The 25605-nt window shown below is 41.3% G+C and carries 27 protein-coding genes; 20 read left to right on the forward strand and 7 right to left on the reverse strand.

Annotated elements, in window-relative coordinates; all coding sequences use genetic code 11:
• Positions 1-13: 13 nt before the first annotated feature.
• Complete coding sequence (locus tag JZO70_RS18515) at positions 14-775, reverse strand: DeoR/GlpR family DNA-binding transcription regulator (protein WP_207675168.1); 762 nt, start codon at positions 773-775, stop codon at positions 14-16.
• Between the two features lie 186 nt (positions 776-961).
• Between JZO70_RS18515 and JZO70_RS18520 the strand changes: the two genes are divergently transcribed.
• The 6 genes from JZO70_RS18520 to JZO70_RS18545 all read left to right on the forward strand — a co-directional run bounded on the left by JZO70_RS18520 (position 962) and on the right by JZO70_RS18545 (position 8750).
• Positions 962-3310, forward strand: a complete 2349-nt coding sequence (locus JZO70_RS18520; RefSeq protein ID WP_207675169.1) for a formate C-acetyltransferase — start codon at positions 962-964, stop codon at positions 3308-3310.
• Positions 3311-3325: 15 nt separating this feature from the next.
• Positions 3326-4108, forward strand: a complete 783-nt coding sequence (locus JZO70_RS18525) for a glycyl-radical enzyme activating protein (RefSeq protein ID WP_207675170.1) — start codon at positions 3326-3328, stop codon at positions 4106-4108.
• A 143-nt stretch (positions 4109-4251) separates the two neighbouring features.
• Complete coding sequence (gene rlmN / locus JZO70_RS18530) at positions 4252-5316, forward strand: dual-specificity RNA methyltransferase RlmN (protein WP_207675171.1); 1065 nt, start codon at positions 4252-4254, stop codon at positions 5314-5316.
• A gap of 113 nt (positions 5317-5429) precedes the next feature.
• Positions 5430-6248 (forward strand): prenyltransferase, encoded by an 819-nt coding sequence (locus JZO70_RS18535; protein ID WP_207675172.1) that lies wholly within the window; start codon positions 5430-5432, stop codon positions 6246-6248.
• 37 nt (positions 6249-6285) lie between these two features.
• A complete protein-coding gene (locus JZO70_RS18540) occupies positions 6286-6672 on the forward strand; it encodes a hypothetical protein (protein WP_207675173.1) in 387 nt (128 codons plus the stop codon).
• 110 nt (positions 6673-6782) lie between these two features.
• A complete protein-coding gene (locus JZO70_RS18545) occupies positions 6783-8750 on the forward strand; it encodes a UvrD-helicase domain-containing protein (protein ID WP_207675174.1) in 1968 nt (655 codons plus the stop codon).
• Positions 8751-8807: 57 nt separating this feature from the next.
• Here JZO70_RS18545 and JZO70_RS18550 read toward each other — a convergent pair whose 3' ends face one another.
• The 4 genes from JZO70_RS18550 to JZO70_RS18565 all read right to left on the reverse strand — a co-directional run bounded on the left by JZO70_RS18550 (position 8808) and on the right by JZO70_RS18565 (position 11736).
• Positions 8808-9635: an NUDIX hydrolase gene (locus JZO70_RS18550; RefSeq protein WP_207675175.1), complete on the reverse strand. Its 828-nt coding sequence runs from the start codon at positions 9633-9635 to the stop codon at positions 8808-8810.
• Positions 9636-9732: 97 nt separating this feature from the next.
• Positions 9733-10746, reverse strand: a complete 1014-nt coding sequence (locus tag JZO70_RS18555) for a peptidylprolyl isomerase (protein ID WP_207675176.1) — start codon at positions 10744-10746, stop codon at positions 9733-9735.
• A gap of 166 nt (positions 10747-10912) precedes the next feature.
• Positions 10913-11299, reverse strand: coding sequence for a YtxH domain-containing protein (locus JZO70_RS18560; RefSeq protein ID WP_207675177.1), 387 nt, complete (start codon positions 11297-11299; stop codon positions 10913-10915).
• Positions 11300-11301: 2 nt separating this feature from the next.
• On the reverse strand, positions 11302-11736 hold the full coding sequence (locus tag JZO70_RS18565) for an HIT family protein (RefSeq protein ID WP_347565201.1): 435 nt from the start codon (positions 11734-11736) through the stop codon (positions 11302-11304).
• A gap of 128 nt (positions 11737-11864) precedes the next feature.
• On the opposite strand from JZO70_RS18565, the gene JZO70_RS18570 reads away from it, so the two are divergent.
• The 14 genes from JZO70_RS18570 to JZO70_RS18635 all read left to right on the forward strand — a co-directional run bounded on the left by JZO70_RS18570 (position 11865) and on the right by JZO70_RS18635 (position 22497).
• Entirely contained in the window at positions 11865-12605 is a 741-nt protein-coding gene (locus tag JZO70_RS18570; protein WP_207675179.1) for an ABC transporter ATP-binding protein, read from the forward strand.
• The gene (locus JZO70_RS18575; RefSeq protein ID WP_207675180.1) at positions 12598-13806 is read left to right on the forward strand and encodes an ABC transporter permease; all 1209 of its coding nucleotides are present in this window, start codon (positions 12598-12600) and stop codon (positions 13804-13806) included. Before JZO70_RS18570 ends, JZO70_RS18575 begins: the two co-directional genes overlap by 8 nt.
• Before the next feature lie 3 nt (positions 13807-13809).
• Positions 13810-14667 carry a D-amino-acid transaminase gene (dat, locus tag JZO70_RS18580; protein WP_207675181.1) on the forward strand — a complete coding sequence of 286 codons (858 nt, stop codon included), beginning with the start codon at positions 13810-13812 and terminating at the stop codon, positions 14665-14667.
• A gap of 101 nt (positions 14668-14768) precedes the next feature.
• Positions 14769-15560 (forward strand): phosphotransferase family protein, encoded by a 792-nt coding sequence (locus JZO70_RS18585; protein ID WP_207675182.1) that lies wholly within the window; start codon positions 14769-14771, stop codon positions 15558-15560.
• A gap of 158 nt (positions 15561-15718) precedes the next feature.
• Positions 15719-16372, forward strand: coding sequence for a tRNA (guanosine(46)-N7)-methyltransferase TrmB (trmB, locus tag JZO70_RS18590; protein ID WP_207675183.1), 654 nt, complete (start codon positions 15719-15721; stop codon positions 16370-16372).
• Positions 16373-16437: 65 nt separating this feature from the next.
• A complete protein-coding gene (gene comGA, locus JZO70_RS18595) occupies positions 16438-17355 on the forward strand; it encodes a competence type IV pilus ATPase ComGA (RefSeq protein ID WP_207675184.1) in 918 nt (305 codons plus the stop codon).
• On the forward strand, positions 17328-18350 hold the full coding sequence (gene comGB / locus JZO70_RS18600) for a competence type IV pilus assembly protein ComGB (protein WP_207675185.1): 1023 nt from the start codon (positions 17328-17330) through the stop codon (positions 18348-18350). The genes comGA and comGB overlap by 28 nt, the downstream gene beginning before the upstream one ends.
• Positions 18344-18631: a competence type IV pilus major pilin ComGC gene (gene comGC / locus JZO70_RS18605; RefSeq protein ID WP_207675186.1), complete on the forward strand. Its 288-nt coding sequence runs from the start codon at positions 18344-18346 to the stop codon at positions 18629-18631. Before comGB ends, comGC begins: the two co-directional genes overlap by 7 nt.
• A complete protein-coding gene (comGD, locus tag JZO70_RS18610; protein WP_207675187.1) occupies positions 18600-19067 on the forward strand; it encodes a competence type IV pilus minor pilin ComGD in 468 nt (155 codons plus the stop codon). The genes comGC and comGD overlap by 32 nt, the downstream gene beginning before the upstream one ends.
• Positions 19054-19248, forward strand: coding sequence for a hypothetical protein (locus JZO70_RS18615; protein ID WP_207675188.1), 195 nt, complete (start codon positions 19054-19056; stop codon positions 19246-19248). The genes comGD and JZO70_RS18615 overlap by 14 nt, the downstream gene beginning before the upstream one ends.
• 16 nt (positions 19249-19264) lie before the next feature.
• Entirely contained in the window at positions 19265-19693 is a 429-nt protein-coding gene (gene comGF / locus JZO70_RS18620) for a competence type IV pilus minor pilin ComGF (protein ID WP_207675189.1), read from the forward strand.
• Positions 19686-20051, forward strand: coding sequence for a competence type IV pilus minor pilin ComGG (gene comGG / locus JZO70_RS18625; RefSeq protein WP_207675190.1), 366 nt, complete (start codon positions 19686-19688; stop codon positions 20049-20051). Before comGF ends, comGG begins: the two co-directional genes overlap by 8 nt.
• A gap of 219 nt (positions 20052-20270) precedes the next feature.
• The gene (locus tag JZO70_RS18630) at positions 20271-21278 is read left to right on the forward strand and encodes a class I SAM-dependent methyltransferase (protein ID WP_207675208.1); all 1008 of its coding nucleotides are present in this window, start codon (positions 20271-20273) and stop codon (positions 21276-21278) included.
• Positions 21279-21300: 22 nt separating this feature from the next.
• Entirely contained in the window at positions 21301-22497 is a 1197-nt protein-coding gene (locus tag JZO70_RS18635; protein ID WP_207675191.1) for an acetate/propionate family kinase, read from the forward strand.
• Positions 22498-22558: 61 nt separating this feature from the next.
• Here JZO70_RS18635 and JZO70_RS18640 read toward each other — a convergent pair whose 3' ends face one another.
• A complete protein-coding gene (locus JZO70_RS18640) occupies positions 22559-24826 on the reverse strand; it encodes an ABC transporter permease (protein ID WP_207675192.1) in 2268 nt (755 codons plus the stop codon).
• Entirely contained in the window at positions 24826-25527 is a 702-nt protein-coding gene (locus tag JZO70_RS18645) for an ABC transporter ATP-binding protein (protein ID WP_207675193.1), read from the reverse strand. Before JZO70_RS18645 ends, JZO70_RS18640 begins: the two co-directional genes overlap by 1 nt.
• Positions 25528-25605 lie beyond the last annotated feature (78 nt).

Here is a 25605-nt window from a genome sequence, read left to right on the forward strand (position 1 = left end):
CAGCGCTTTTTTGCTACACCAAAATCAGTTGGGCGAAGGCACTAATCATCCGTTCGTAATCGCGGGGAATCCCTTTGTTGGTAATCACGATATCTACCTCAGACCAAGGAGCGACTTGAACCAGCGAAGTTGCTTCGAATTTGCTGTTGTCTAACAAGACAATCTTTTTTGTGGATTTTCGCAGCATCATTCGCTTGGATTCTGCATCAATTAAAGAGGAGGTACAGAAGCCTTTGCGATTTTTCACCCCGCTGGAGCCGAAAAAGCAGAGATCAAACTGAACATCTGGGTACATTTCTTTGCCGGTATCGTTGCGAAACGCCATATCGCCTGCCGAGTATTGTCCACCGAAGCAATGAATTAGGTGCTGACTATTCACCAACTGTAAAATAGCGGCTAACGATCCAGTAAAAAGTTGCCGCTGATCCAAACTGCCTAACTTTTTTGCTAAGAGAGCAATCGTACTGCCTTGATCCAAGCCAATCACACAATCATTTTCAGTAATCAGACTCAAAGCTTTTGCTACGATTCGTTCCTTCTCTGTTAAATTGACCGTGCGCAGCGAAACGGGATCAAGTTCCTTTTCCTTCACTAACACTGCTTTGCCGTGCTCTTTTTTGAGAATGCCTTCTTGTTCTAAATGAGCTAAGTCTTTACGGATGGTTTCATCGGAGACACGGAAGTGCTTAACCAATTCGCCAACTTTAACAACTTCCTGCTGATAGAGCCAGCTGGTGATTTCTTTTCTACGTTGCGCAATTTCGGCAGCCTTCATAAACGTCCCTCACAATCTTTTATCTTCATAGTCAACCTAGCATTTTATTCCAAAAAACTCAATCAAAAACTTGGGAAAAACGTTCGAAATCCAAGTTTTTCATCGAAAACCCTCAAAATGCGTGGCATTTACCTTTGTGACTTTCTATACTTAACACATAGAAACGTAGAAGAAAGGATCGATAAAATGGCTACAGGGATAATTGATAAAGAAAAAAATATCGCCAACGTCGTAATTGACGGGAACACCCGCATTCAAACAATGAAGGACAACTTATTTGTAGAAAAACGTCAAATCTCACTGGAACGTGCGTTGCTGTACACCGAAAGTTACCAGCAAACCGAAGGCGAGGCAACGATCATCCGTCGCGCCAAAGCAGTGGCGCATATTCTGGAAAAGGTAAAGATCAGTATTCGTGAAGGCGAACTGCTGGTAGGAAATCGCACGGTGCGTCCCCGCTCAGGAATCGTGTCACCGGAAATGGACCCTTATTGGATTTTAAAGGAAATCGACACGATTGCCACTCGACCACAGGATCAATTTGAGTTCACCGAGGAAGACAAAAAGATTTATCGTGAAAAGCTTTATCCTTATTGGGAAGGCCGTTCCATGAAGGATTTCATCAATGGGCAGCTGACGACGGAAGTCAAAGAAGCCTTAAAGGATGAAGTCTTCAAATTGAATCAAACCGACAAAGGTCAAGGCCATATCATCATGGATTTTCCTGCAATTTTAAGCCACGGTGTTGGTTACTACATTCAATTTCTAACTAACAAAGTAGAAGAACAGCCAGAAAACGACTTCTTTCAAGCCGGATTGATTATTTTCAAAGGGATGCGAGATCACTTTTTACGTTATGTTGCTTTAGCAGAATCCATGGCTGAAAGAGAAGCTGACAATGAACGCAAAGCAGAACTGAAGAAGATCGCTGCTATGTGTAAAAAATTAAGCATTGAAAAACCGGAAAGCTTTTATGAAGCATTACAGCTGCTGTGGATGACCAGTATTGTCGGACAATACGAATCCAATGCTTCTTCATTGTCATTAGGCCGGATGGATCAATACCTTTACCCGTTTTATCAAGCTTCCTTGGAAGCAGGCGAAACCCCAGAATCTTTGTATGAAGTCTTGGGAGATTTCTATATTAAAACCAACGATGTGGTCCTGCTCCGCAGCGAGAGCAGTGCCAAGTGTTTTGCCGGATTTCCAACCGGCTATACGGTGGTTCTGGGCGGATTAAATGAATACGGACATGCGTCAGTGAATCCACTTTCCTATATCATGCTGGATTTGTACCATGAAGTGTTGCTGCCGCAGCCGAATCTTTCTGTGCGGATGAATGAGCTGATTCCGCGCCGCTTTTTATTGAAGACTTGCGAAACGATTCGTTTAGGAACTGGGATTCCGCAGCTGTTTAATGATGAAGTTTGTGTGCCAGCCTTTTTAAGTAAAGGCGTTTCTTTGGATGACGCTCGCGACTATGCAACGGTCGGCTGTGTGGAAACCTCGATTCCTGGACGGACATATGGCCTGCACGACATCGCTTTGTTTAACCTGCTGCGCATCATGGAGCTGAGCATGTATGAGCTTCGGGATAAGTTGGATGTGACCTATGAAGAACTGATGACTAACATAGAAGAAAAAATCGATTACTATGTAGCATTGGTTGCTAAAGGTTCCGACATCGTAGACTTGGGCCACCGCAATTATGCACCGACACCATTTTTATCAGTACTGATTCAAGACTGTCTGGAAAATGGCAAGGATGTAACTGACGGCGGTGCTCGCTATAATTTTTCCGGCGTACAAGGAATCGGGGAAGCCAACTTGAGCGACTCACTGTATGTGATCAAAAAAATGATCTTTGAAAACCAGGAAATGACCTTTGCTGAACTAGTTACAGCGATGGAATCCAACTACACCGGCAAATATGCCGACTTGCAAAAGCACGTGATTCAAGATTTTGAGAAGTATGGCAATGATAATGATGAAATTGATTTGACTGCTGCCAAAGTCTTCCGACACTACGCCAAAGAATTGGAAAAATACACCAATGTTCGCGGGGGGCAATTTATCGCGGGAGCTTACACAGTTTCAGCTCATATTCCTCTAGGGGAAGCAGTAGGTGCGACGCCAGACGGACGAAAGGCTCAGGAGCAGTTAGCCGATGGCGGATTATCGCCAATGGTGGGTCGAGATCACTTAGGGCCAACCGCCGTTTTAAAATCCGTCAGCAAACTGGATAACTATCTAACTGTCAACGGAAGTTTACTGAATTTGAAATTCCAACCGAACACACTAAAAGGTCAACAGGGCTTGAACAAGTTCGCCGACTTTTTAATGGCTTTTACGAAATTAAAAATTCAGCACGTTCAATTCAACGTCCAATCCAAAGCAACCTTAATCGATGCCCAAAAGCATCCAGAAAAATATACAGGATTGCTGGTGCGAGTGGCCGGTTACAGTGCCTTCTTTGTTGATTTGAACAAGCAAATTCAAGATGATATCATCGCTCGGGTGGAGCATGAGCTATAGAATTGAGGAAGAGCAATGACAAAAGGCTTAGTGTTCAATGTGCAACGCTATTCAGTCCACGACGGCGGTGGAATCCGCACCATCATTTTCTTAAAAGGCTGTCCGTTGAGATGTCCTTGGTGCTCCAATCCGGAATCCAGAAAAGCTGTCGCACCGACAACATGGACCAAGAATGGTCAGCAGGAAACGATCGGCCAGTGGCAAACCAAAGAGGAATTAGTAGATGAAGTTATGAAGGATGAAATTTTCTACCGAACTTCAGGTGGGGGCGTCACTCTCTCCGGTGGGGAAGTATTAATGCAGGCTGACTTCGCAGCCGAATTATTGGCAGAGTTCAACTACTTGGGCGTCCATACAGCTATTGAAACCACCGGCTGTTTCCCAGTCAAGGAAATTCAAAAGCTGACGCCCTTTGTCCAGCAGGTCCTGTTTGATTTAAAAATCATGGACCCCATCAAAAGCAAACAAGTCATTGGTGTCGATATCCAAACGGTCAAAGAAAACTTTGAATTTCTTTTGAGTCAGGATCAGCTGGAGCTGATTCCGCGGATTCCGTTAATTCCCGAATATACCACCGAGCCAGCAAACCTCTTGGCGATGATCGATTATTTGCAGAACTTGGAAATCAAAGAAGTTCATTTGCTGCCTTTTCATCAATATGGCAGCAGCAAATATGATTATCTCGGCTGGGACTACCAAATGAAGGACGCAGTACCTCTAACGAATTCACAAGTTGATACAATCAAAAATCAGTTTGAAGCAGCGGGGATCACCGCGAATGTAGATGGACTTGAATAGCCGCAGACTGTCAGGAAACTGGCAGTCTTTTTGTTGATTTTTTCCAAAGTCGATTGCTTTCATTTTTTGAATCAGTTATAGTATGAAGCGAGCATTTAAGGCAGCAGCCTTAGAAGAATACGTTTAAAATAGGAGATAATCAATTGAAACCATCGATTTATGATTTAACAAAAGATAGTTTAACCGAATGGCTATTAGAGCATGGCGAAAAGAAATTCCGGGCGACCCAAATTTGGGAATGGTTGTATCGAAAACGTGTCAGCGAATTTGAACAAATGAGCAACCTTTCTAAAAATACTCTGGATCTGTTAGAAGAAAACTTCTGCATCAATCCACTGGAACAAAAAGTCGTTCAAGAGTCCAGTGATGGCACTGTCAAATATTTGTTTGAATTGCCGGATAAAAACATGATCGAAACGGTCTTAATGCGCCAAGAATATGGTCTATCAGTATGCGTTACGACCCAAGTTGGTTGTAATATCGGCTGTACCTTCTGTGCTTCAGGTTTATTGAAGAAGCAGCGGGATCTAACCGCCGGCGAAATCGTTGCGCAAATCATGCTGGTTCAGCACTATTTTGATGAACGGGGCGAAGATGAACGGGTATCTCACGTAGTGGTAATGGGGATCGGCGAACCTTTCGACAATTATGACAATGTGATGGACTTTATCCACGTCATTAACGATGCGAAAGGCCTGGCAATCGGTGCTCGTCACATCACTGTATCTACCAGTGGCTTAGTACCCAAGATCAAGAAATTTACCGAAAATGGTTTACAGGTGAATTTAGCGATTTCCTTGCATGCCTCAAACAACGAAGTACGTTCATCGATCATGCGAATCAACCGCAGCTTCCCAATTGAAAAATTAATGGAAGCCGTTGATTACTATTTGGAAAACACGAACCGTCGTATTACCTTTGAATACATTATGCTTGCGGGCGTAAATGATCAGCCAGAGCATGCCAGAGAATTAGCCGCGTTACTGAAGGATAAAAAGAAACTGACTTACGTAAACCTGATTCCTTACAATCCGGTCAGCGAACACGATCAATATTCTCGCAGCTCAAAAGCCGCGGTTTTACGTTTTTACGATGTACTGAAGAAAAACGGCGTGAACTGTGTGATCCGTAAAGAACACGGTACCGATATCGATGCTGCTTGCGGACAACTGCGCAGCAAACAAATGAAGAAAACAGTGAATAGCTAAATATTAGACGTCCTTTCGTTTTAAGCGAAGGGGCGTTTTTTTCTACAGCTTAAATCCAGCTGAATTCTGTCTGGTAACTTGATACAATAAAAATAAAAGGCAGGTGGGAAGAGATGGATTACCAAAAAGATATTGAAACAATTCTAAGTCATAGATACGATCAAAAATGGGATTACTGGACCACCGAAGATCGCAGACTAACCAACGGCGGGGCCTTTTCCTGTATTGCTTCAGCGAATTATTTGTTGGAACTGGGTGTTTCGCCACAAGATCCTGTTTTACAAAAGGTTGCGGAGCTTCTTTGGGATGCCTGGAAAGAGACTGGGGAGTTCAAGCTCTATCCTAAAGGCCCGTCATTTCCTTGCCAGACAATTCCAGCCGCAACCTTGCTGATTCGTTTAGGCTATCTTGAAGATGAACGGATGCAGATAACCTTGCAATATCTTTTAGATTCCCGCTACTCAGACGGCGGCTGGTGGTGCAAGAAATTTTATTTTGGCAAAGGGCCAGAAACCGAGCATTCCAATCCGCTGCCCACCTTAAATGCCTTGAATCTGTTTCGTTACACGGAGCATTTTAATGACCTGAGCCTAAACCAGGCAATTGATTTTCTATTGAGGCATTGGGAAACTAAAGCACCAATTGGTCCTTGTCACTACGGAATTGGCACCTTGTTTATGCAGGTGGAATATCCACTGATGGATTATAATTTGTTTCATTATGTGTATGTCCTGTCCTTTTACGACTATGCCAGAAAAGATCCTCGTTTCTTAGATGCTTTTCAATCTCTAAAAGAACGAACCGTCAATGAGCAGATTGTTGTAGAACGAGTGAACCGCAAGCTAGCCAAACTGGAGTTTTGTAAAAAAGGACAGGTGAGTGAATTAGCCACAAAAAAATATCAAGAAATTTTGAGAAACATTTGCGATTAATTGCGTATCTTTTATATAGAAAGGGAGCGTGATTATTATGAAGCTGCACGAAGTAAGAAAAGAGTATGGGCTAAACCAAAATACATTCTATGGTTGGCTGCGGGAGATCGGTGCCATTGAGAAAACTAATAAGGGCTATGTCGTAGGCGGAAATTGTTTTGAGGGCATGGAGACACTGGTGACTCGTCGGGTAAATGAAGATGGTGAATTTTCGGAACGAACGCAGGTAAAGATCGACAATCAAAAGATACCTGCTTTACTGGAACAGTACAAGAATTCAGGATTGCCAAAGCTTTATTCACCTTCCAAGCAGCCGGCTATTGTGGAGGATGCACCACAACTGGAGGCATTGAAAAAGCGGGTGGAAGTTTTAGAAGGTCAAGTCTTGATTTTGACCAAGCAGCTGCAAATGATGATGGAGTAGTAACCGGCGGAGATGATTTCTCCGTCTTTTTATTTTGCAACCCTCCACTAAACCACCAGGCTTTCGTTTTTCGCTATACTGATTGTCTAATTACGAAGGGAGCCGATCGCGTGGGTGAAACAGCTTATTTAAAAAAAGTCATCGAGAAAATCACGAAAAAGATCGCTGAACTTGAAGAAACAATCGATTCCAGCGAAGCTGATTACAAGGATTTGAAAAAATACACGGTAGATTACAAGGCTGAGCTGGACAAATACGAAGTCTATAACTTTCAGCAAACCATGAATTACATTGATCGCCGAAATGTTTTAGAATCAGGAATCGTCGGCAAATTAAAATATCAGCAGGAAGTTCCTTATTTTGCAAAAGTCGGCTTTCGTTACGAAGATGAAAAAGAAACTGAACCTTTTTATATTGGTCGCTACGGTTTGGCGGATGAATTAGGGGAGCAGCTGATTTACGATTGGCGGGCACCGATTTCTTCTTTGTACTACGATTTCCATTTAGGAAAAGCTTATTACGAGTCCTTTGGCCGAAAATATTCCGGCGAACTAGTAGAAAAACGTCAATTCGAGATTCAAAAAGGGCGGATTAAATTGATGGTGGATACCGAAGATACGGTGAACGATGACTTTCTTTTGCAGGAGTTAGGCAAAAGCTCTTCTTCCTACGAGATGAAGACCATCATTCAAACGATTCAAAAAGAGCAAAATGAGGTAATACGGGATAACAAAACGAAAAATTTAATTATCCAAGGGGTGGCCGGGTCTGGCAAAACTTCCATTGCTTTGCATCGGATGGCATACCAGCTTTATCAACGAAGAGAAAGTTTGTCAGCTGAGAACATTCTGATTATTTCCCCCAATCGATTATTTTCCAGCTACATCTCTACGGTCCTGCCAGAATTAGGTGAGAACGAGCTGCAGCAAAGAGACATTACCACGATCGGCCGAAGTTTTATTGAAGAGACGCTAGCGGTGGCAGATCGCCAAGAGGAGCTGACTGAAATACTGGAAAATCCTCAATCGGACAAAAGCCAACGCTATTTGTACAAGCGATCGCCAGAATTTTTGAAAAAACTGGAGACTTACGTAGAAAAAATGCGCCAGCAGCTATTCGCCGAAGATTTAAACATATCAAAAAAGATCGTTCTCCCAAAAGCAAAACTTGCAGAATGTTTTTCCGATGCCCAAGTACCTTTATTCCAATTAATCACCCGAATGAGTAGTGAGCTGGCTGCTGAATTAAAGCTGCCTCATAAAAAAATAATTGCTGATAAACTGAAGGTAGGAATAGGGGCAAAGGACAGTTTAGCAGCTTATCTAGCTTTTTTAAAAACACTACCTGAAATTTATCGTGGAGCAAGCCAGCGAAATTTTCTGGAAAATAGCGACTTATTTCCGTACGTATACTTCAAATTGAAGATTGAAGGGATCAAGCCAAACCGAAATATCCAGCATTTGGTGATTGACGAGATGCAGGATTATTCACTGCTGCACTTTTATATTTTGCAGCAATTGTTCCCTAGCGAGAAAACCATCTGTGGAGATGTCCATCAAGCCATCATCGCAGGCCAAGATAATTTTTTAGACCAATTGCAGAGGATTCTGCCCAAAAATCGCCTAGTGAAATTCAACCAAAGCTATCGCTCCAGCTGTGAAATTGTCGAGTTTGCCAAGCAATTTTCCCAAAATCAAACCCTCACTGCAGTCAAACGGCACGGTGAACCCGTCACAGTGCACCTAGTTAAAAATGAACTAGATCAAATCACTCAGCTGACCAAGCAGCTGGAAGCTTTTCAAGCAGGACCCCATAAAACCTGTGGAATTATTTGTCAGAACCTGCAAGAGGTGGAGCGGCTGAAAGCTGCACTCCAAGTTCCCGTATTTATAATAGGAAAGAACACGGAACAAATTCAGCAGGATATCGTTTTAACCACTATTCAATACGCCAAAGGACTAGAATTCGACACGGTAATTCTACCGGACATCGCATCCGATCAGCTTCAGAAAAAAAGCAATCGGCTCTACACTAGCTGCACCCGCGCGTTGCATCAGTTAATCCTATTAACCAAATAAAAAAGACTGCAGATAACTATCTACAGTCAGAAGCACACGTCCAAAACGATGTGTGTTTTATTTTTTTTCACCTAATTCATCCTTCAGGCGATAAATCTTTGATGGTCGGCCAATACCGACAGGCCGTTCACCAAGCTCATCAAAATATTGCAGCATGGCTTTTTTGAAGTTGGAATGGTCCACGGTTTTATAATCAATGCCTAAGAACTTAGCAAAAACTTTCCGGGCTTCCGTAATAGTAAATTCTTCCCCCAATACCTGCAAGATCAACGGCTCATGGTCCATTTTATTGACCACCCGGTTGAAGGCTTTGCGAATAATTTCGTTATGGTCAAAGGCCAAGGTATCTTTTCCGATGGACTGTCCAGCTTCCAAATCAATTTCAATCGAAACATCGTCACTCGTCAGCAAAATCGTATCGCCATTACGTTCCATATTGAACCAGCGAGCGTCTTGCGTGTCATCACCAGCTCTTGGCGGCACTTGCCCAATAAAGGCAATGTAGCTAACCGTAATCACCCAACCCCGCGGGTCGCGGTTAGGAGTACTAAAGGTATGCAGCTGTTCAACGTTTTTTCGCCCAATCGTCAAGCCAGTTTCTTCCTCTGTTTCGCGACGAACACTGTCATTCGTCGATTCGTTGCTTTGAACAAAGCCGCCAGGCAAAGCCCAAGAATTGCGGTACGGGTTGCCGCGGCGCTGAATCAAAAGAATTTTTAATTGATCTTCTTCTTTGTTATAGCCCATGACAACAATATCCACCGTTACAGAAGGCTTCTCGTATTGCGGATGATCTTGTTCTTTATACCAGGCTAAAAATTCAGCTTCGGAAGCTTCATGCTCGTAATAATCTTTTTCGGCCTCTTTGGAAGGAAATTTTTTCATGACTATCCACCTATCTATTATAAGTAATTGATACTTTATTGTAGCATGAATAACGAAAAAAAGGGAACTCCATTTGGAATTCCCTTTAGAAAGCTGTTTAGTTAGATGCATCCGTGCTGCTTTGAGATTCTTCAGTAGAAGATTGGCTTGATGCTTCTGTTGATTCTTCAGATTCTTTTTCTGAAGATTTCTTAGAAGAAGAAGTTCCAGTAGAATCAGTTGTACCCAAGAAGTCAGACAAGATATTGTCAAAGGCTTCATCTTCAATTTTTACATTCGCTTTTTTCAATTCTTCACCGATAACTTCAGAAGTGAAGGCTTGATCAGCCATTTTTGCATTTTCAGCAATTTCGTTTACTTCGTCTTCGTATTTGCTCATGTCATTGCCTTTAGAAGTGTTTTTCTCCATTTTTACAATGTAGTAAGCTGTTTGGTAAGTAGAAGCGTCCATTGAAGAAATAACGTCAGATACTTCGCCGTCTTTCAAAGCGAAAGCTGCTTCTTTCACTTCGGTTGGAACTGTATCAGATTGAGAATCAAATTTGATTTCTCCGCCGTCTTCTTTAGTGGTAGTATCTTGTGATTTTTCTTTTGCGACTTCAGCAAAGTCACCGCCGTCATCGATTTGTTTTTTGATTTCGTTTGCTTCTTCTTCGCTGCTTGCTAAGATAACGCGCGCTTCAACTTCAGGATGGAAAGCTTCCCAAGCTGCTTTTTTGTCAGCGTCGGTTAGTTTGATGTGGCTCTTGATTCCTTCTTGGAAAGCCAATGATTGTTTCAAATATTCTTTGTAAGAAGATTTAGTGTAGCCGGCTGCTTGCAACTGGCTTTCAAAGCTGTCACCAAGCTGCTTCGCTTGATTGTTGTACTCTTTGTCAATTTGTTTGTCAGTAACTTTGTCTCCGTAGGCATTTTCAAAGACATCGTAGATAATCATATTACGAACCAGTTGTTGGTTTGTTTGTTCTTTTTTCGCTTCTTCGTAAAAATCTTCAACTGTCAATTTGCCGCCTTTCATTGTTGCGATTTCTTGACTGTTGCCATTTGAACAAGCGCCTAAAACTAGGACACTTAATAGTCCAGCAGTAGCTAAAACGATTTTTTTCTTCATGCGTAGTTACACTCCTGTATTAAATTATTTGCGTATTATTGCTCCTCAAACACTATACCACACTTAAATTTGTAAAATAAAGGCTTTTAAAGATAGTTTCTATAAAAATTCACAATAAAGGCACAAAAGAAAGGCCGCGACATATAAAATGTCACGGTCCCAATGATTATTTAAGCTTTTTCGGCCGTTCTAAAACAAACCGTCCTTTTTCACTGCTGCTTGTTTGAAGCTCTTCTGGCAGGTGACTTTGAATCAACTCCACCTGTTCTTGGATTTGTTTAATCCGCGGATCTGCCTGAAACTTAAAATCCTCAATATCGCTCTCCAACCCAGCCTTGAACTCAGGAACAATGGTATCAACGTTCGTCTTCAATTCCACCAGCGACTCGCGAAACTCAGTTAAGCTGTCATTCAATTCATCGGTTAGCTGAACGATATCTCGTACATCGTTGACTAATTTCTCTCTCGTTTCTTCGCCTTTTCGGGGAGCAAAGAGCAATCCGCCAACGGTTCCAAGTCCCGCGCCGACTAAAAGTCCTTTGAAAAAGCCCATCCTTAATTCACCTGCTCTTTAATTGCATCAGCGATCGCTTGCATGTCTTCTTTTGAAACGTCTGCTGAATGATCACCAAAGTGGATGGAGAAATCATCGTCTTTTCCATAACGTGGAATTAAGTGCACATGAGAATGGAAGACTGACTGATAAGCCAATTCTTTATTATTATTTAAGATGTTCAAGCCTTCCATTTCTGGGAATGCTTTTTCTAACGCTTTGGCAATTTTTGGTATTCTTGCAAAAACGTCGGCAGCTAATGCTTCATCATACTCAAAAATATCGGCAACATGCTGCTTAGGTACAACCAGGGTATGGCCTTTGGTTACTTGCGACAAATCTAAAAAGGCATAGACTTTGTCGTCTTCATACACTTTATAGCTGGGAATTTCTTGATTGATAATTTTACAAAAGATACAGTTTTCCATGACAGACACCCTTTCTTTTTTTGCTTACTTTCACTTTACCATAACTTTTCTTAGCTGTGGAAGAAAATGAAATCACTTTGTCAAAAATCTTGGCAAAAGTTCTGCTATAATATAGGACAAGTATTGGAGGGAATAAAATGAGTTTATCCATTCAGCAAGTCACAGGCGGTTATGGACATTTGCCTGTTTTGAAAGATATCAGTTTTGATGTAAAAAATGGTGAGATGGTGGGGTTGATCGGACTTAACGGTGCTGGTAAATCAACCACAATTAAAAATGTAATCGGGTTACTAACTCCGCAAAAAGGTAAAATTACGATTGATCAATTAACCTTGGCGGAAGCGCCAGAGGAATACCGCAAAAAAATCGGCTTTATTCCAGAAACACCGTCATTATATGAAGAATTAACCTTAAGAGAGCATATCGAAGTCACCGCAATGGCCTACGACATTCCAAAAGAGGTCGCTATGGAGCGAGCGGAGCAGCTGTTAAAAACCTTCCGTTTAGAAAATCGCCTGGAATGGTTCCCGGTTAATTTCTCTAAAGGGATGAAGCAGAAAGTCATGGTATTATGTGCCTTTTTAATTCAACCAAGTCTGTATATCATCGATGAACCATTTTTAGGATTGGACCCATTGGCAATCAATGCGCTATTGGAATTGATGATGGACATGAAAAAAGAAGGCGCGGCTATTCTAATGTCTACCCATATTTTGGCAACCGCTGAAAAATATTGCGATCGTTTTGTCGTTTTGCATAATGGTGAACTGCGAGCCCAAGGGACTTTGACTGAACTGCAGCAAGAGTTCAACCTGCCAGGTTCTTCACTAGACGAAATTTACGTCGCATTGACAAAGGAGTCTGAGTCGAATGTCTGATTTTTTTAGTCAACGGCTAAAGCTGCATCAAAAGAAAATGATGAAGTACATGCGTTATGTGCTGAATGATCATTTTGTCTTGGTCTGTTTATTCTTAGTCGGCGGCTTAGGTTTTTATTACTCGAATCTGTTAAAAGAGCTGCCAGCTGATTTTGTTTGGGGTCTGCCGATTGTCGGTTTGCTATGGCTGGTGGTTTTACCAGCTGGAAGCTTAGTAACTTTAATTGAGCCGGCCGATACGACATTCATTTTACCGAAGGAACGGCAAATGGGGGGCTATCTACAGAAAGCCTTACAGTATTCACTGACCTTTCCATTCGTTCTAATTGGATTAATCAGTGCAGTATCGATGCCGCTTTATGTGGTTAGTACTGGCTACGGCTTCAATAATATGATTTGGATTGTAATCATGTTATGGTTATTGAAATACAGTCAGCTGTCGATGGCCCGCTTAGCTTGCTATCAAGGTACTAAGCAGAAGGTTCAACAGCTTACGCTAGTTTGGTATGCAGCCAGTATTATAGCAATCCTAATCAGCTTGTACTTTACACCACTGTTCGGTTTAGCTGCTGCTGTACTGGTCACGCTTTTCTTCAATCGGGCAACTAAAACAAGGGATCGTTTATTGGATTGGGAAAAAATGGCGGACCGCGAACGTAGTCGCCTATACCGTATCTATCAATTTATTAACCTGTTCACCGATGTACCGGAGATCGAAGCAAAAGTAAAACGCCGCAAATATTTGGATGGACTGCTGAGCAGAATCACCTTCAAGCAATCCAACACCTATCTTTATTTGTTCATGCGACGGGCCTTGAGAGGTTCTGAATACAGCGGATTGTATCTGCGCCTAGTAGCAATCGGCGGTATCATGATCTTTACGTTGCAGGATTTTCTCTTTGCCACTGGAGTCGCTGCACTGTTGATCTATCTAATTGGCTTTCAATTGATTCCTTTATATGGTCAATTTGACTACATCAGCTTCATCCAGCTGTATCCAGTCAGTCCGAAAACGAAGCAAGCCTCACTGCAAAAAATGATCGCCAGCCTTTTGGTGATTGCGGCATTCATCTTCGCATTAATTGCTCTAACTCAGTTGGCAGTTTTACAAAGTTTGCTGATGCTGGCTATATTAATAGTAGAAACAGTTTTATTTGTTTGGTTGTATGTACCAATACGCATCAAAAAGATGGAGGAATAACCAGTGAAAATCTTATGGAACGATAAAATTGTCGATGAATCAGAAGTGAAAATTGATACTGAAGATCGGGGTTATCAATTTGGTGATGGTATTTATGAAGTGATTCGCATTTACAACGGCTTATTATATATGGAAGAAGAACATTTGGAGCGCTTCTTTCGTTGTGCCGACAAAATTCGTTTAACCCTGCCATTTACCAAGGAAGAATTTAGTCAACGTCTGCATCGTTTTGCTGAAGAAGTCGGTATTAAAAACGGACGTTTGTATTTCCAAGTAACTCATGGCGCAGCTAAACCACGCCTTCATAGTTTTCCAGATCCTAAAGAGGTAGTTCCAGTATTAACGGCGGATATTCAAGAAATAAGCCGTCCAATGGAAAAATTAACGAAGGGGATTAGCGGTGGTATTGTTACCGACAAACGCTGGCTGCATTGTGACATTAAATCCATCAGCTTGTTAGGGAATATTTTAGCTTTAAATGAAGCCCAAGAAAACGGCTATGATGATGCTGTTTTAGTGAGAGACGGTATTGTTACTGAGGCCTCTTCTTCCAATCTGTGGATGGTCAAGGATGGTGTTTTATATACCCATCCAGATGGTGAATTGATTTTACCAGGAATTACTAAAATTAAAGTACGCCAGTTGGCAAATCAATTAGGCTTCAAATTAGTAGAGGAGCCTTTTACTAAAGAGTTCATAGTTGAAGCGGACGAAGTCTTTAAAACTAGTTCAGTAGCCGAAGTAACGCCAATTATCAGCATCAATGGCAAAAATATCGGCGATGGAACACCTGGAACAATCACCAAACAGCTGCAAAAGGCTTACATCGACGCAATTGAAGAAACTGTAAAGAAAATGTAATCCAAAAAAGGGTAAAGAAGAACATACATGCTCTTGACGAAGCCTATTTCGGTAGCTAGAATAAGAGGTACTGCGGAAAAAGCACGAGGAGGGCCCATGAGATGGATTTTCAGTTAGATAGCGAATGGCGAGTACGTCCAATCAAGGGCGACACTGGCAAAACCTACATTGGGTACCGCGATGAAGACCGTGTCTTTATTAAACGAAATACAACTCCTATGCTGGCTGCTTTATCTAGAGAAGGAATTGCACCTAAATTGGTGTGGATTAAACGGACTGGCAATGGTGATACACTGACTGCCCAAGAATGGTTAGACGGTCAAGTCCTGCGCCCAGATGAAATCAAACAACGCAATGATGTGATCGATGTTTTGTATCATTTGCATCATTCTGATTCTTTAATGTCAATGCTGAAAAAAGTTGGAGGACGACAAGTTTCGCCGCAGCAATTGTTGGCGAATTTTGAGGAGAGTTTGCCTCCTGCGTTGCAGCAAAATAGTTTTATCGAGTTGGTCCATAATTATTTAAAAAAGAATGTTCCTTACTATCCGAAAAAAAAGTACACGGTTGTTCATGGTGATGTCAATCATCGAAATTGGCTGGTGTGCCGGAATTATCTTTATTTGGTTGATTGGGATTCAGTGATGTTTGCGGATCCGGCTTTAGATATCGGAACAATTTTAGGAAGCTACGTACCGCTTTCAAGTTGGAGCAAATGGCTGGTGCGCTACGGTATTCGACCAACAGATGCCAACATGGAACGGATCTATTGGTATGCGTTAATGAGCCTGTTGCTAGAAATTTCCCGGCTGTATCGTCGGCAGGAATTTCGTCATATGAATCAATCAATACTGCAATTAAAACGAATTTTTGCTGGTGGAACGGTAACATAACCAACAGCTTTACGAAATGATCCGAATTATACTTAGCAGAAACTCCTACAACTCGCGATTGAGCGATGAGGACCGTCTGGACCGCAGGAGCAAAACTAATGTAATTCGGATTTTTTGCTGTAAAATAGTTTTTGAAATTTTTTTAGGAGGAAACAAGAATGCGTGTAAGAAAGCGATCAGGAGCGGAAGAACTATTGGCTTCTCATCCCGAACTTGTAGTTGAAGAACCGCAAGTTTGGAAAGGACGTTGGCAGGAACGTTTTGGCAACGATCACCCCATCCATATTGAAATCGGTATGGGCAAGGGACAATTCATCAACAAAATGGCACAGGCTCATCCAGAGATTAATTATATCGGCATAGATATGCAACTAAGTGTTGTATCCTTTGCTTTGGATAAATTAATAGAAGAACCAGTACCGAATTTGCAACTGCTGCATGTAGATGGCTCGGAGCTGACAAATTACTTTGCAGAGAGTGAAGTAGACCAGATCTATCTTAATTTTTCCGATCCATGGCCGAAAAAACGTCACGAAAAACGCCGTCTCACTTATCAAAGCTTTTTAGCAGTAGATGAAGCGATCCTACGTCCAAGTGGTGAGATTCATTTTAAAACCGACAACCAAGGGCTGTTCGAATATTCCTTGAGCAGCTTTTCAAAATATGGAATGATTTTGGAACAGGTTTGGTTAGATTTGCATCATAGCTCCTATGAAGGCAACATCATGACTGAATACGAAGAAAAATTCTCCCAAAAAGGCCAGCCCATCTACCGAGTCGAAGCCCGTTTCCCTGATAAAACAAAAAAATAAAAAAAGTTTAGCGAGTCGCAACAGGACTCGCTTTTTTTGCGTACCTTAATAATGAGGTGAAAAAAATGACAATAGAAGAATTTTCAACGGAGCTTATTAACTATGGTGCGCTGTATCACATGCAAGATTTCTATTTGATGCCCCGATCGGATCATTATGAATACTATTTTCGTAAAGGTCCCTTCTATCACAATCAAGGTTGTGTCTCGGTGGAAGTGGGGGTGCAGCTGATCAGTCGCTTTAAATATTTAGGCCAAATGGATGTAAGTGAACGACGCAAAGCACAATTAGGAGCGATTACTTACTCGCTGCCCAAAACAGAACAGCGATTGCGATTGTCTACGGTAGGGGATTACCAACAACGGGAAAGTCTAGTGGTTCGCTTCCTTCATTCGTTTGGTACCAGCAAGGAACACTTTTTATTGCCAGAGCAATTAACAACGATTCGCGAAGCCTGTCACTCGAAAGGATTGTATCTGTTTTGCGGTCCAGTCGGTTCAGGCAAGACAACCTTAATGTACAAACTGGCAAAAGAAAGCAGTGGACAAGTACTGACAATTGAGGACCCGGTAGAGATTGAAGAGCCTGGATTTTTACAGCTGCAGGTCAACGAAAAGATTCATCAGACTTACGAAGAGTTGATCAAGCTTTCGCTGCGGCACCATCCTGATGTGTTGATCATCGGTGAAATTCGGGATCAAAAGACAATCCACGGAGCAATCCGTGCAGCCTTGACTGGACATTGTGTCTTTGCCACCTTGCATGCATCTAGTTTAGAAGCGGCTGAAGACCGCGCCATAGAGTTAGGAGGGGATAAACACCTATTAAACGATTGTTTGCGAGGCGTCATTTACCAGGAATTACTGCCATATCAGGAAAAGGAGGTCGGGTTATTAATGAGCTATAGTTTTTACGACGACGAACCGCTGCGATTTACGTGGCAAGAGGGGTTAGCATGTATCGAAAAAAGAAAACAAAATTAACCATTCAACAAAAGGTAACTTTCTGTCAGCTGTTGGGGGATTTGTTAACCAATGGATTTAGTCTGCAGCAGGCATTGCATTTTCTGCAAACAGCAGACAGTCTACCCGCTGATATATTAGAGCTGGTTCAACAAAACTTGCACAGTGGTCAGTCCTTGTCTAAAAGTTTTTCTCAACTGAATTACTCAGCGGATCAAGTTCTCCAGGTTGCTTTAGGCGAAATGCATGGCGGGATTGCCCGTACTTTAAAAGGCATAGCCAACCAAATGCTGCTGGTACAAAAACAGCGGCAAAACTTTGTTAAGGCGGTTTCTTATCCGGCAATGCTGCTGATGTTTTTAACTTTGATTTTAGTAGGAATGCGCACATTTCTTTTACCACAACTATTAGATAGCGGAATGATTGAACAAGATAATCCTTCTATTCTATTTATTCAAGCGGCACCATGGCTTATTTTCGCGGTTCTTTTGATTAGTTTGCTGCTGCTGGTTTTATGGAATCGTTGGGGACAGAAGCAAAGCTACTTGATCAAGTACACTTTTTTAGCAAAATTACCATTGATTGGCCGCCTGCATCGCGACTATTACTCAGCCTATTTTGCTTTGGAGTGGGGCAAGTTATTTGATCAAGGTTTGGAGCTGCAGCAAATTATTGCCTGTCTGCTAGCTACTGAAAAGGATTCGTTAATGAAAGAATTAGCCATATCCTTGCAGCATCAATTAGTTCAAGGTCAGTCGTTAGCTCTGCAGCTAAAAAATTATCCGTTCCTAACTAAAGAGTTTGGCCAAATTGTCCAGCAAGGTGAAGTTCGGGGGAATTTAGGTAAAGAGCTGCTGACTTATAGTCAATTGGTCTGGCAACGATTTTTTGCTCGTTTAGAATTTTTGTGTTCATGGCTGCAACCCTTAGTCTTTTTGTTCGTCGCTTTGTTGATCGTCAGTATTTATGTCGCTATGCTTTTGCCGCTGTCCAGCGGAATGGAGGGAATATGGTGAAAAAGAAAAAATGGAAAGCTTTCACATTACTGGAAATGATGGTCGTTTTGTTCGTGATCAGTATCTTATTGCTGCTGTTTGTGCCCGGTATTATGAATCAAAAGAAATCTGCTGAGAAAAAGAGTGATGATTCGATTGTTAAGGTTGTTGAGACACAAATGGATGTTTTCGAATTGGACCATGATAAACAGCCATCCTTGGATGAATTAGAGAGCAAAGGGTATATTACTGAAAAGCAAAGGGAAACGTATGAAAAAATTAAAAATAAACCTAAAGAGTAAATGTGGCTACACCCTAATCGAATCTCTAATTGTTCTTGTCGTAGTCTGTAGTTTTGTCTTGCTGCCAACTATCCTATTTGCTAGTTGGCAGCAAAAGCTGGAGCGTCAGTTTTTCTACTATCAGCTAGAAAAATCAATTGTTTACATCCAGCAAGTTGCCATCTGTGATCAAAAAACTACCCGGATTGATTTGCACCAGGATAAACAAATAATTTATTTTATGGCCGGCAATGAGGATTTTCCCTGGAGAGAATTAAAATTACCAGAATCGGTAGTTTTGCAAAGCAAACACTCAATAATGTTTAACAAAAACACGGGAAATATTACGACTAATCAACCAGAGTCGGGGAATATCCCTAAAATCAGCTTTACTGACAGTACCGGAACAGTAAATTATCAATTTCAGCTAGGAAGTGGTCGTTATGAAAGGCAATAGAGGATACATTTTGTTAGAAAGTATCGTGAGCTTGTCGTTGTTAGTTGGCATGACCTTCGGCTATTTAGCCATTACTACCCAACTTCAAAGGCAAACCAAACAGCAAATGGAAAAAATTGAGGAGTATCGCAACCTTTATATTGACATTCATTATCAGCGAGTGTATCCATCTGACAGATAACCTAAAGGAGAAAGCGATGATTGTAAAACGACAGAGGAGATCACAAGGATTTACTTTACTAGAATGCTTAGTGGCTTTGCTGGTGTTAAGCGGCAGTATTCTTTTATTGCACGGGTTAATCAAACATATTAGTAAGGTAGAGCAGCAACTGAGTGTGTATCATAATCGGGAGTGGGAGGTTGGATTGCTGCAATTAGAGAATGAGCTAAAGGGTTTTGAATACTACAATACTGAAGCACACGCCTTAGTGCTTAAAGACAATGTTAACAACGACGTGAGAATCGAAAGAATCAACTCAACCGTTCGTAAAAGCTATAAAGGCGGCCATCAACCATTATTCACTCAGGTTTATGCCTTTAAGTGCCGGAAAGTTGGGAAAACTGTCGAATTAAACGTGACCTTTAACGACGGAACAAAGAAGAAAGGAATTTGGGTAATTGAATAAGCGTGGCGGTATTCTACTATCTGTATTAGTGGTTATGTTTCTTTTTAGCTTCTTAGTTTTACAACTGCTGTTTACTTACCATCAAACGGCGGACTTTTCGAAGCGTACCATCCAACTATATCAAGCGAAGATTGCTAAAGAAGAATTTTTGATTGAACATGACCCGTTGAAAGAGTCTCAAGGGACTTGGCTATTTGATAAAGGGGAACTTTACTTTGAGAAGAAGCCTAAAAACATGGTTCGACTTAGGGTGACAATCAATGGCAAAAACTATTATTTTGATGAAGCCTTAAAACCTGAACCAGCAAGTTCCTCTACTAAAGCAAGCGCTGAAGCAAGTTCTAATGATCAGCCATAAACTATAGAAAGTGCTAACCAAGAGGGAATCTCTGGATTAGCGCTTTTTATAATTTCTTAGGGCTAGACTAATACACACTATTGTGAATTATTTAACAGGTGAAAACATAGAGAAAACAGTAAAAATCCACAATAATAAAAAGAAAGCGATTGATTATTTTGTATTTGTCGGCTAAAATAGAACAGGTATCATAGGTGTTATACTAGGAGGTAAAAGATGATGAATCCAGAAAAAATTGAGACAGCTTTTTCTTTGATGAATCAAGCCATTGAACAATTGCAGCAAAAACTAGACACGTCCTTTTTTGACGCCTATATCGAAAATGCGGAGAATTTAGTTGATGGTGCGAAAGTACGCGTGATTGACCAGACCCCTGATCAAGAAACAGTAGCCAAGGTAGAAGAGCTTTACCAAGAGCTGCTTGCCTTAAATCTGGAAAAGGAAGAATGGCGTAAGATTACCCAACTGTTGTTGCTGAAGGGATCCAAACAGGAAACCCTGCAGCCAAATCATCAGCTGACTCCAGACAGTTTAGGTTTTCTATTTGTCTTTTTAATTGAACAACTAGTTTTAGACAAGAAGGAACCTATCCGTATCTTAGATATTACTGTTGGTATGGGCAATTTACTGCTGACGGTGGTTAACAATCTAAAATTGGCAGGTTTTACCATTGATGCATCTGGTGTTGATATTGACGATACATTATTAGCAATCGCTGCTTCAGACAGTGCATTAATGGAAGAAAATGTACAGCTGTTTCATCAAGACAGCCTACAGGATTTGTTAGTAGATCCCGTAGATTTTGCTATTGGCGACTTGCCAATCGGCTACTATCCTAATGATGAAAAGGCACGTCAATTTGTAACCGGCTCAGAAAAAGAACATACCTATGCCCATCATCTATTGATGGAGCAAGCAATGGCGTATGTTAAGGAAAATGGCTTTGGCCTATTCCTTTTGCCAAGCAATTTTATGGAAACAGAACAAGGTCCATTATTGCAGCAATGGCTAGGAAAAGAAGTCTTCTTACAAGGGATTATTCAATTGCCTGATGAGTTATTCAAGTCAGAGCATTCCCGGAAAAGTATTTTAATCGTACAAAAAACGGGTGATAAGGCGCAGCAAGCAGAAAAAGTGCTGTTGGTAAAACTGCCAACCTTAAAAGATCCATCTAAAGTAACAGAATTTTTTGGGAAATTCGAAGGCTGGAAGTCTTCTAATTTATAAGCAAAACAAAAGGAGAGTAAAAATGTCAAAAACAATCGCAATCAATGCTGGTAGCTCAAGTTTAAAATGGCAATTGTACCAAATGCCTGATGAAACTGTTCTCGCTAAAGGAATCGTAGAAAGAATCGGAATCAAGGATTCTATTTTCACAATCAAATACGGTGACGGAGAAAAATTTGAAAAAGTGTTAGACATCAAAGATCATGAAGTTGCTGTTCAAATGCTTTTGGATCAATTGATTGAGTTAGACATCATCGCATCATTCGATGAACTAACAGGCGTCGGCCATCGTGTCGTAGCTGGTGGAGAGTACTTTAGTGATTCAACTGTCATCACTGACGATGTATTAGCAAAAATCGAAGAACTAAGTGAATTTGCACCGTTGCACAATCCAGCGAATGCTATGGGAATTAAGGCATTTCGTCGTATCTTGCCTAACGTATTGAGCGTAGCTGTTTTTGATACTTCTTTCCATGCAACCATGCCTAAAGTAAATTACTTGTACAGTATTCCAAAAGAGTACTATGAAAAACATGGTGCTCGTAAATATGGTTTCCACGGAACAAGCCATCGCTACGTTTCAGAGCGTGCAGCTGAATTATTGGAAAAACCAATTGAAGAAACAAAAATTATCACTGCTCACATTGGAAACGGCGGTTCAGTAACAGCTGTTGAAGGTGGAAAATCTGTAGATACATCTATGGGCTTCACACCATTAGCAGGGGTAACTATGGGAACTCGTTCAGGCGATATTGATCCTTCATTATTACCATACTTAATGGAAAAAGAAGGTATCTCATCAATCAACGACATGATTGATATTTTGAACAAAAAATCAGGCGTATTAGGTCTTACTGGTCTTTCTAGCGATATGCGTGACATCGAAAATGGCGCTGCTGACGGCAATGAGGATGCAATTTTGGCTTTAGAAATTTATGCTGACCGCATTCGTAAATATATTGCACAATATGTCGCTGTAATGAACGGTGTTGACGCAATTGTTTTCACTGCTGGTGTTGGTGAAAATGGCGACATCATCAGAAAAATGGTCTTAGAACAAATGACTTGGTTCGGGATTGATTTAGATGCTGCTGTCAACGAAAAAATTCACGGCAAAGAAGCAGAAATTTCAACACCTGATTCAAAAGTAAAAGTTTACGTAATTCCAACTGACGAAGAATTAATGATCGCTCGCGACGTTGAACGTTTAAGCAAATAGTAAAAGACGAAGATCACCTTGCAGAATTTGCAAGGTGATTTTTTCAGTTTGCAGTGTTACTTTACTCTGCCGGCTTCAAAGCAGTAGCAAAATCAATGCGCTTAATTTTCCGATTTAAAAACGCTTGAACCAATAGCATACATCCCAAAAGAATTCCACTAGCAATAATCAGACTTTGCGAGGTGATATTAGGCAGAAATTGCTGATTTTCAGTTGAGACCATTGATACGTATGCGTTGAGAAATAGCCAACCCAAGGGTAAACTTAACAGCCATCCAATACTTGTCAGCAAAACGGTTTCCAATAGTGACAAACGCAAGACTTCTGATTGAGTGAAACCAAGTACCTTCAATGTAGCAAATTCAATAAAGCGTTCAGAGAAAATTAATAGATGGCAGTTCATCATAATCGTAATTCCTAAAGCTAAAGCCGCCAAGATCAGCAGCGAAATAATGAAGCGAATACCTTCAATCAGCTGCTGGGAATCTTCGTATTGCTGCGTCTTAGGGGTTGAACTGGAAAAATAGGGGGAGTCGCTAATGTCGCCAGCTGATTCCAATAAAATTGATTGCGGCAAAAAGACTTGATCAAGGTTCTGCCAAACTCGTTGTGAAAAGAAAAGTCCTTGAGGCGCGGATAACTCAGCCAAAGCTTTCACAAATAAAGGACGAATCGTCTGGTCCAGTTGTACATAAATCGTATCATCCGCTTGAATGTGGTGCTTGTCCGCAAGAGCAGCGGAGACAATCACTTCGTTTTCCTCTAAATCACCAAGCTCAAGCACTTCACTATTATTTTCTAAGCGTAGCAATTCTCCAGAAGAAAGTATTGAAGCTGTAACACTTTGTTCTTCGCTGCCATTTAGCAAAGTGACCGATTGTTGTTCTAGCCATTGTCCATCCTGAGTGAGCAATTTTTCCGTGTCTTGCTGGAGTTCTTGCGGTAACGGCTGTATGAAAACAGCTTTTTCCTGATAATGATACGTTTCGTAAAAAACATGATTCAATGAGTAATCAATGGAATCATTGATGCCAAATGCGGCAATCAATAAAATCATACAGCCCATCGCACCAAAAATGCCGAGAATTCCCCGCCGCAGATTTCTTTGGATGTCTCGCAAGGTCCATTGCAGTGAAAAGGGCAGGTACTGCCAAATAAACGAATGCTCCAACCATACACGACGAAAACGCTTATTGGATTGTTTTTGTAGAATCGTAGCTGGTAGTTCGTTAATGATCGGAATTACTGGAATTAAAGTGACTAGAACACTGGCAATTGTAACAACGATTACCATCGCATATCCCAACATATTAGCTGAGCTTTCCCATCCTGGAACAGAAAACTGGTTGCCGATAACAGATAATAAAATCGGTGACAATACATTTGGCCCCAGCAAGCAGCCGATCAGTGAGCCAATGAATGAGACAAATAGGCCAAATAAAGAATAATGCAGCAGTAATGCCGGTTTGCTTAACCCTTGTGCAAGTAAAGAACCAATTTGCAATTGCTGCTGTTTAACAAAGCGGCGCATGGTAGCTTCCATGGTAATCAACGTCAAAATCAGAAATAAGGCTGAAAACAAAAGAGCTAACCGTCTAATCTGTAAAGTTCGATCCGTGAAGACTGAGATGCCGGTGCTGTCTTCTTGAGGTGTTAGTTGTTGGAAATCTGCACCCCAGATTTCTGTTAGCTGATTTTCCAACCAAGGTTGATTGATGTTCTCCTTTGTATTCAGCAACAACTGATGGGTGGTGAACAGCGATAATGATGGAAAGGTGTCTTCTGAAACATAGGCATAACCAGTTTTTTCATGATCTGGGACGGGTTGATCGGCATTTTCGGTGAAGTAAATAAATTCCGGCTGCCGAATCGTTCCCAAAATTTCGCAAGCAACTTGGTTAATCACAATAGTATCGCCTAGTTGGTAATCATTGACTTGGAAAAAATCCTCATCCAACCATATACCAGCTTGCTGGCCTAATGCTTCGCCGCGAACAACTAGCGGATGACTGATACTTGATTGATCAAAAGAAAGGACAGTCAGTGAAAAGTCATCGTTTTTAATCTGTCCGACGCTGCGATGTGCCGTTTCTTCTACAGCAGACAGCTGAGTCGTTTCTTTTTCCTTAGTCGCGTCATATTGTTGAAGGGTCACCAAATCATCCGCCAATTGACTTTCTTCAATGAAGCTTTCCCCAGTTTGTTCCATTTGCTGGCTGAGAGAATAAATCCCGGTAAAAACAAACAAGCAAATAAAACTCATTAGGAAAACGGCGAAGAAGCTTAAACCGTTTTGTTTGAAATCGCGCAAAGTTTTACGTAACAGCATTACCAGTTCACCTCATCAATCTTCAACGGCTGAGGCTGGTATTCATTTTTAATGATCTCACCATCTTTTAAATGAATCACCCGATCTGCAATTTGGGCAATCGCAGCATTATGGGTGACAATGACAATCGTGTGACCATGTAATTCAGCCATTTCTTTTAACAAATGCAGGACCTGCTGCCCAGTGGTACTGTCCAAGGCGCCGGTAGGTTCGTCGCACAAGATTAATTGAGGATTTTTGCAGACAGCGCGGGCAATCGATACTCGCTGCTGTTCTCCACCGGATAATTCTTGTGGGAAGTTGCCTAGCCGATGGGAGAGTTGTACCCGTTCCAAAATATCAGCTGCTTCAAAAGGATTTTTGGCGATCCTTTGAGCAATTGCGACATTTTCTAAGGCAGTTAGAGTTGGAATCAAGTTATAGAACTGAAAGATAAACCCGACGCTATGACGACGGTAATTGGTTAACTCCTTACTTTTAAGCTTATGAATTGCCAGCTCATCCACCATCAATTCACCACTGGTAGTTTGGTCCATTCCTCCTAATAAATTTAATAAGGTGGTTTTGCCAGATCCGCTGGGACCTAAAATTACAGTAAGCTCACCTTTTTCAATCGAAAATGACACTTTCTTTAAAGCGGGAATTTCGGCTGTAGCGGTTAGATAATTCTTTTGTAAGTTCTGTGCATGAATGTATTGCATAAAATTCTCCTCCATTTTTGAACACTGTGTTGCTTTGCGATGTGCTTTAGTTTAGGATGAAATCAGCAAACTAGCAAT

Source organism: Candidatus Enterococcus moelleringii, assembly GCF_017377575.1.
Taxonomy (GTDB): Bacteria; Bacillota; Bacilli; order Lactobacillales; family Enterococcaceae; genus Enterococcus_A; species Enterococcus_A moelleringii.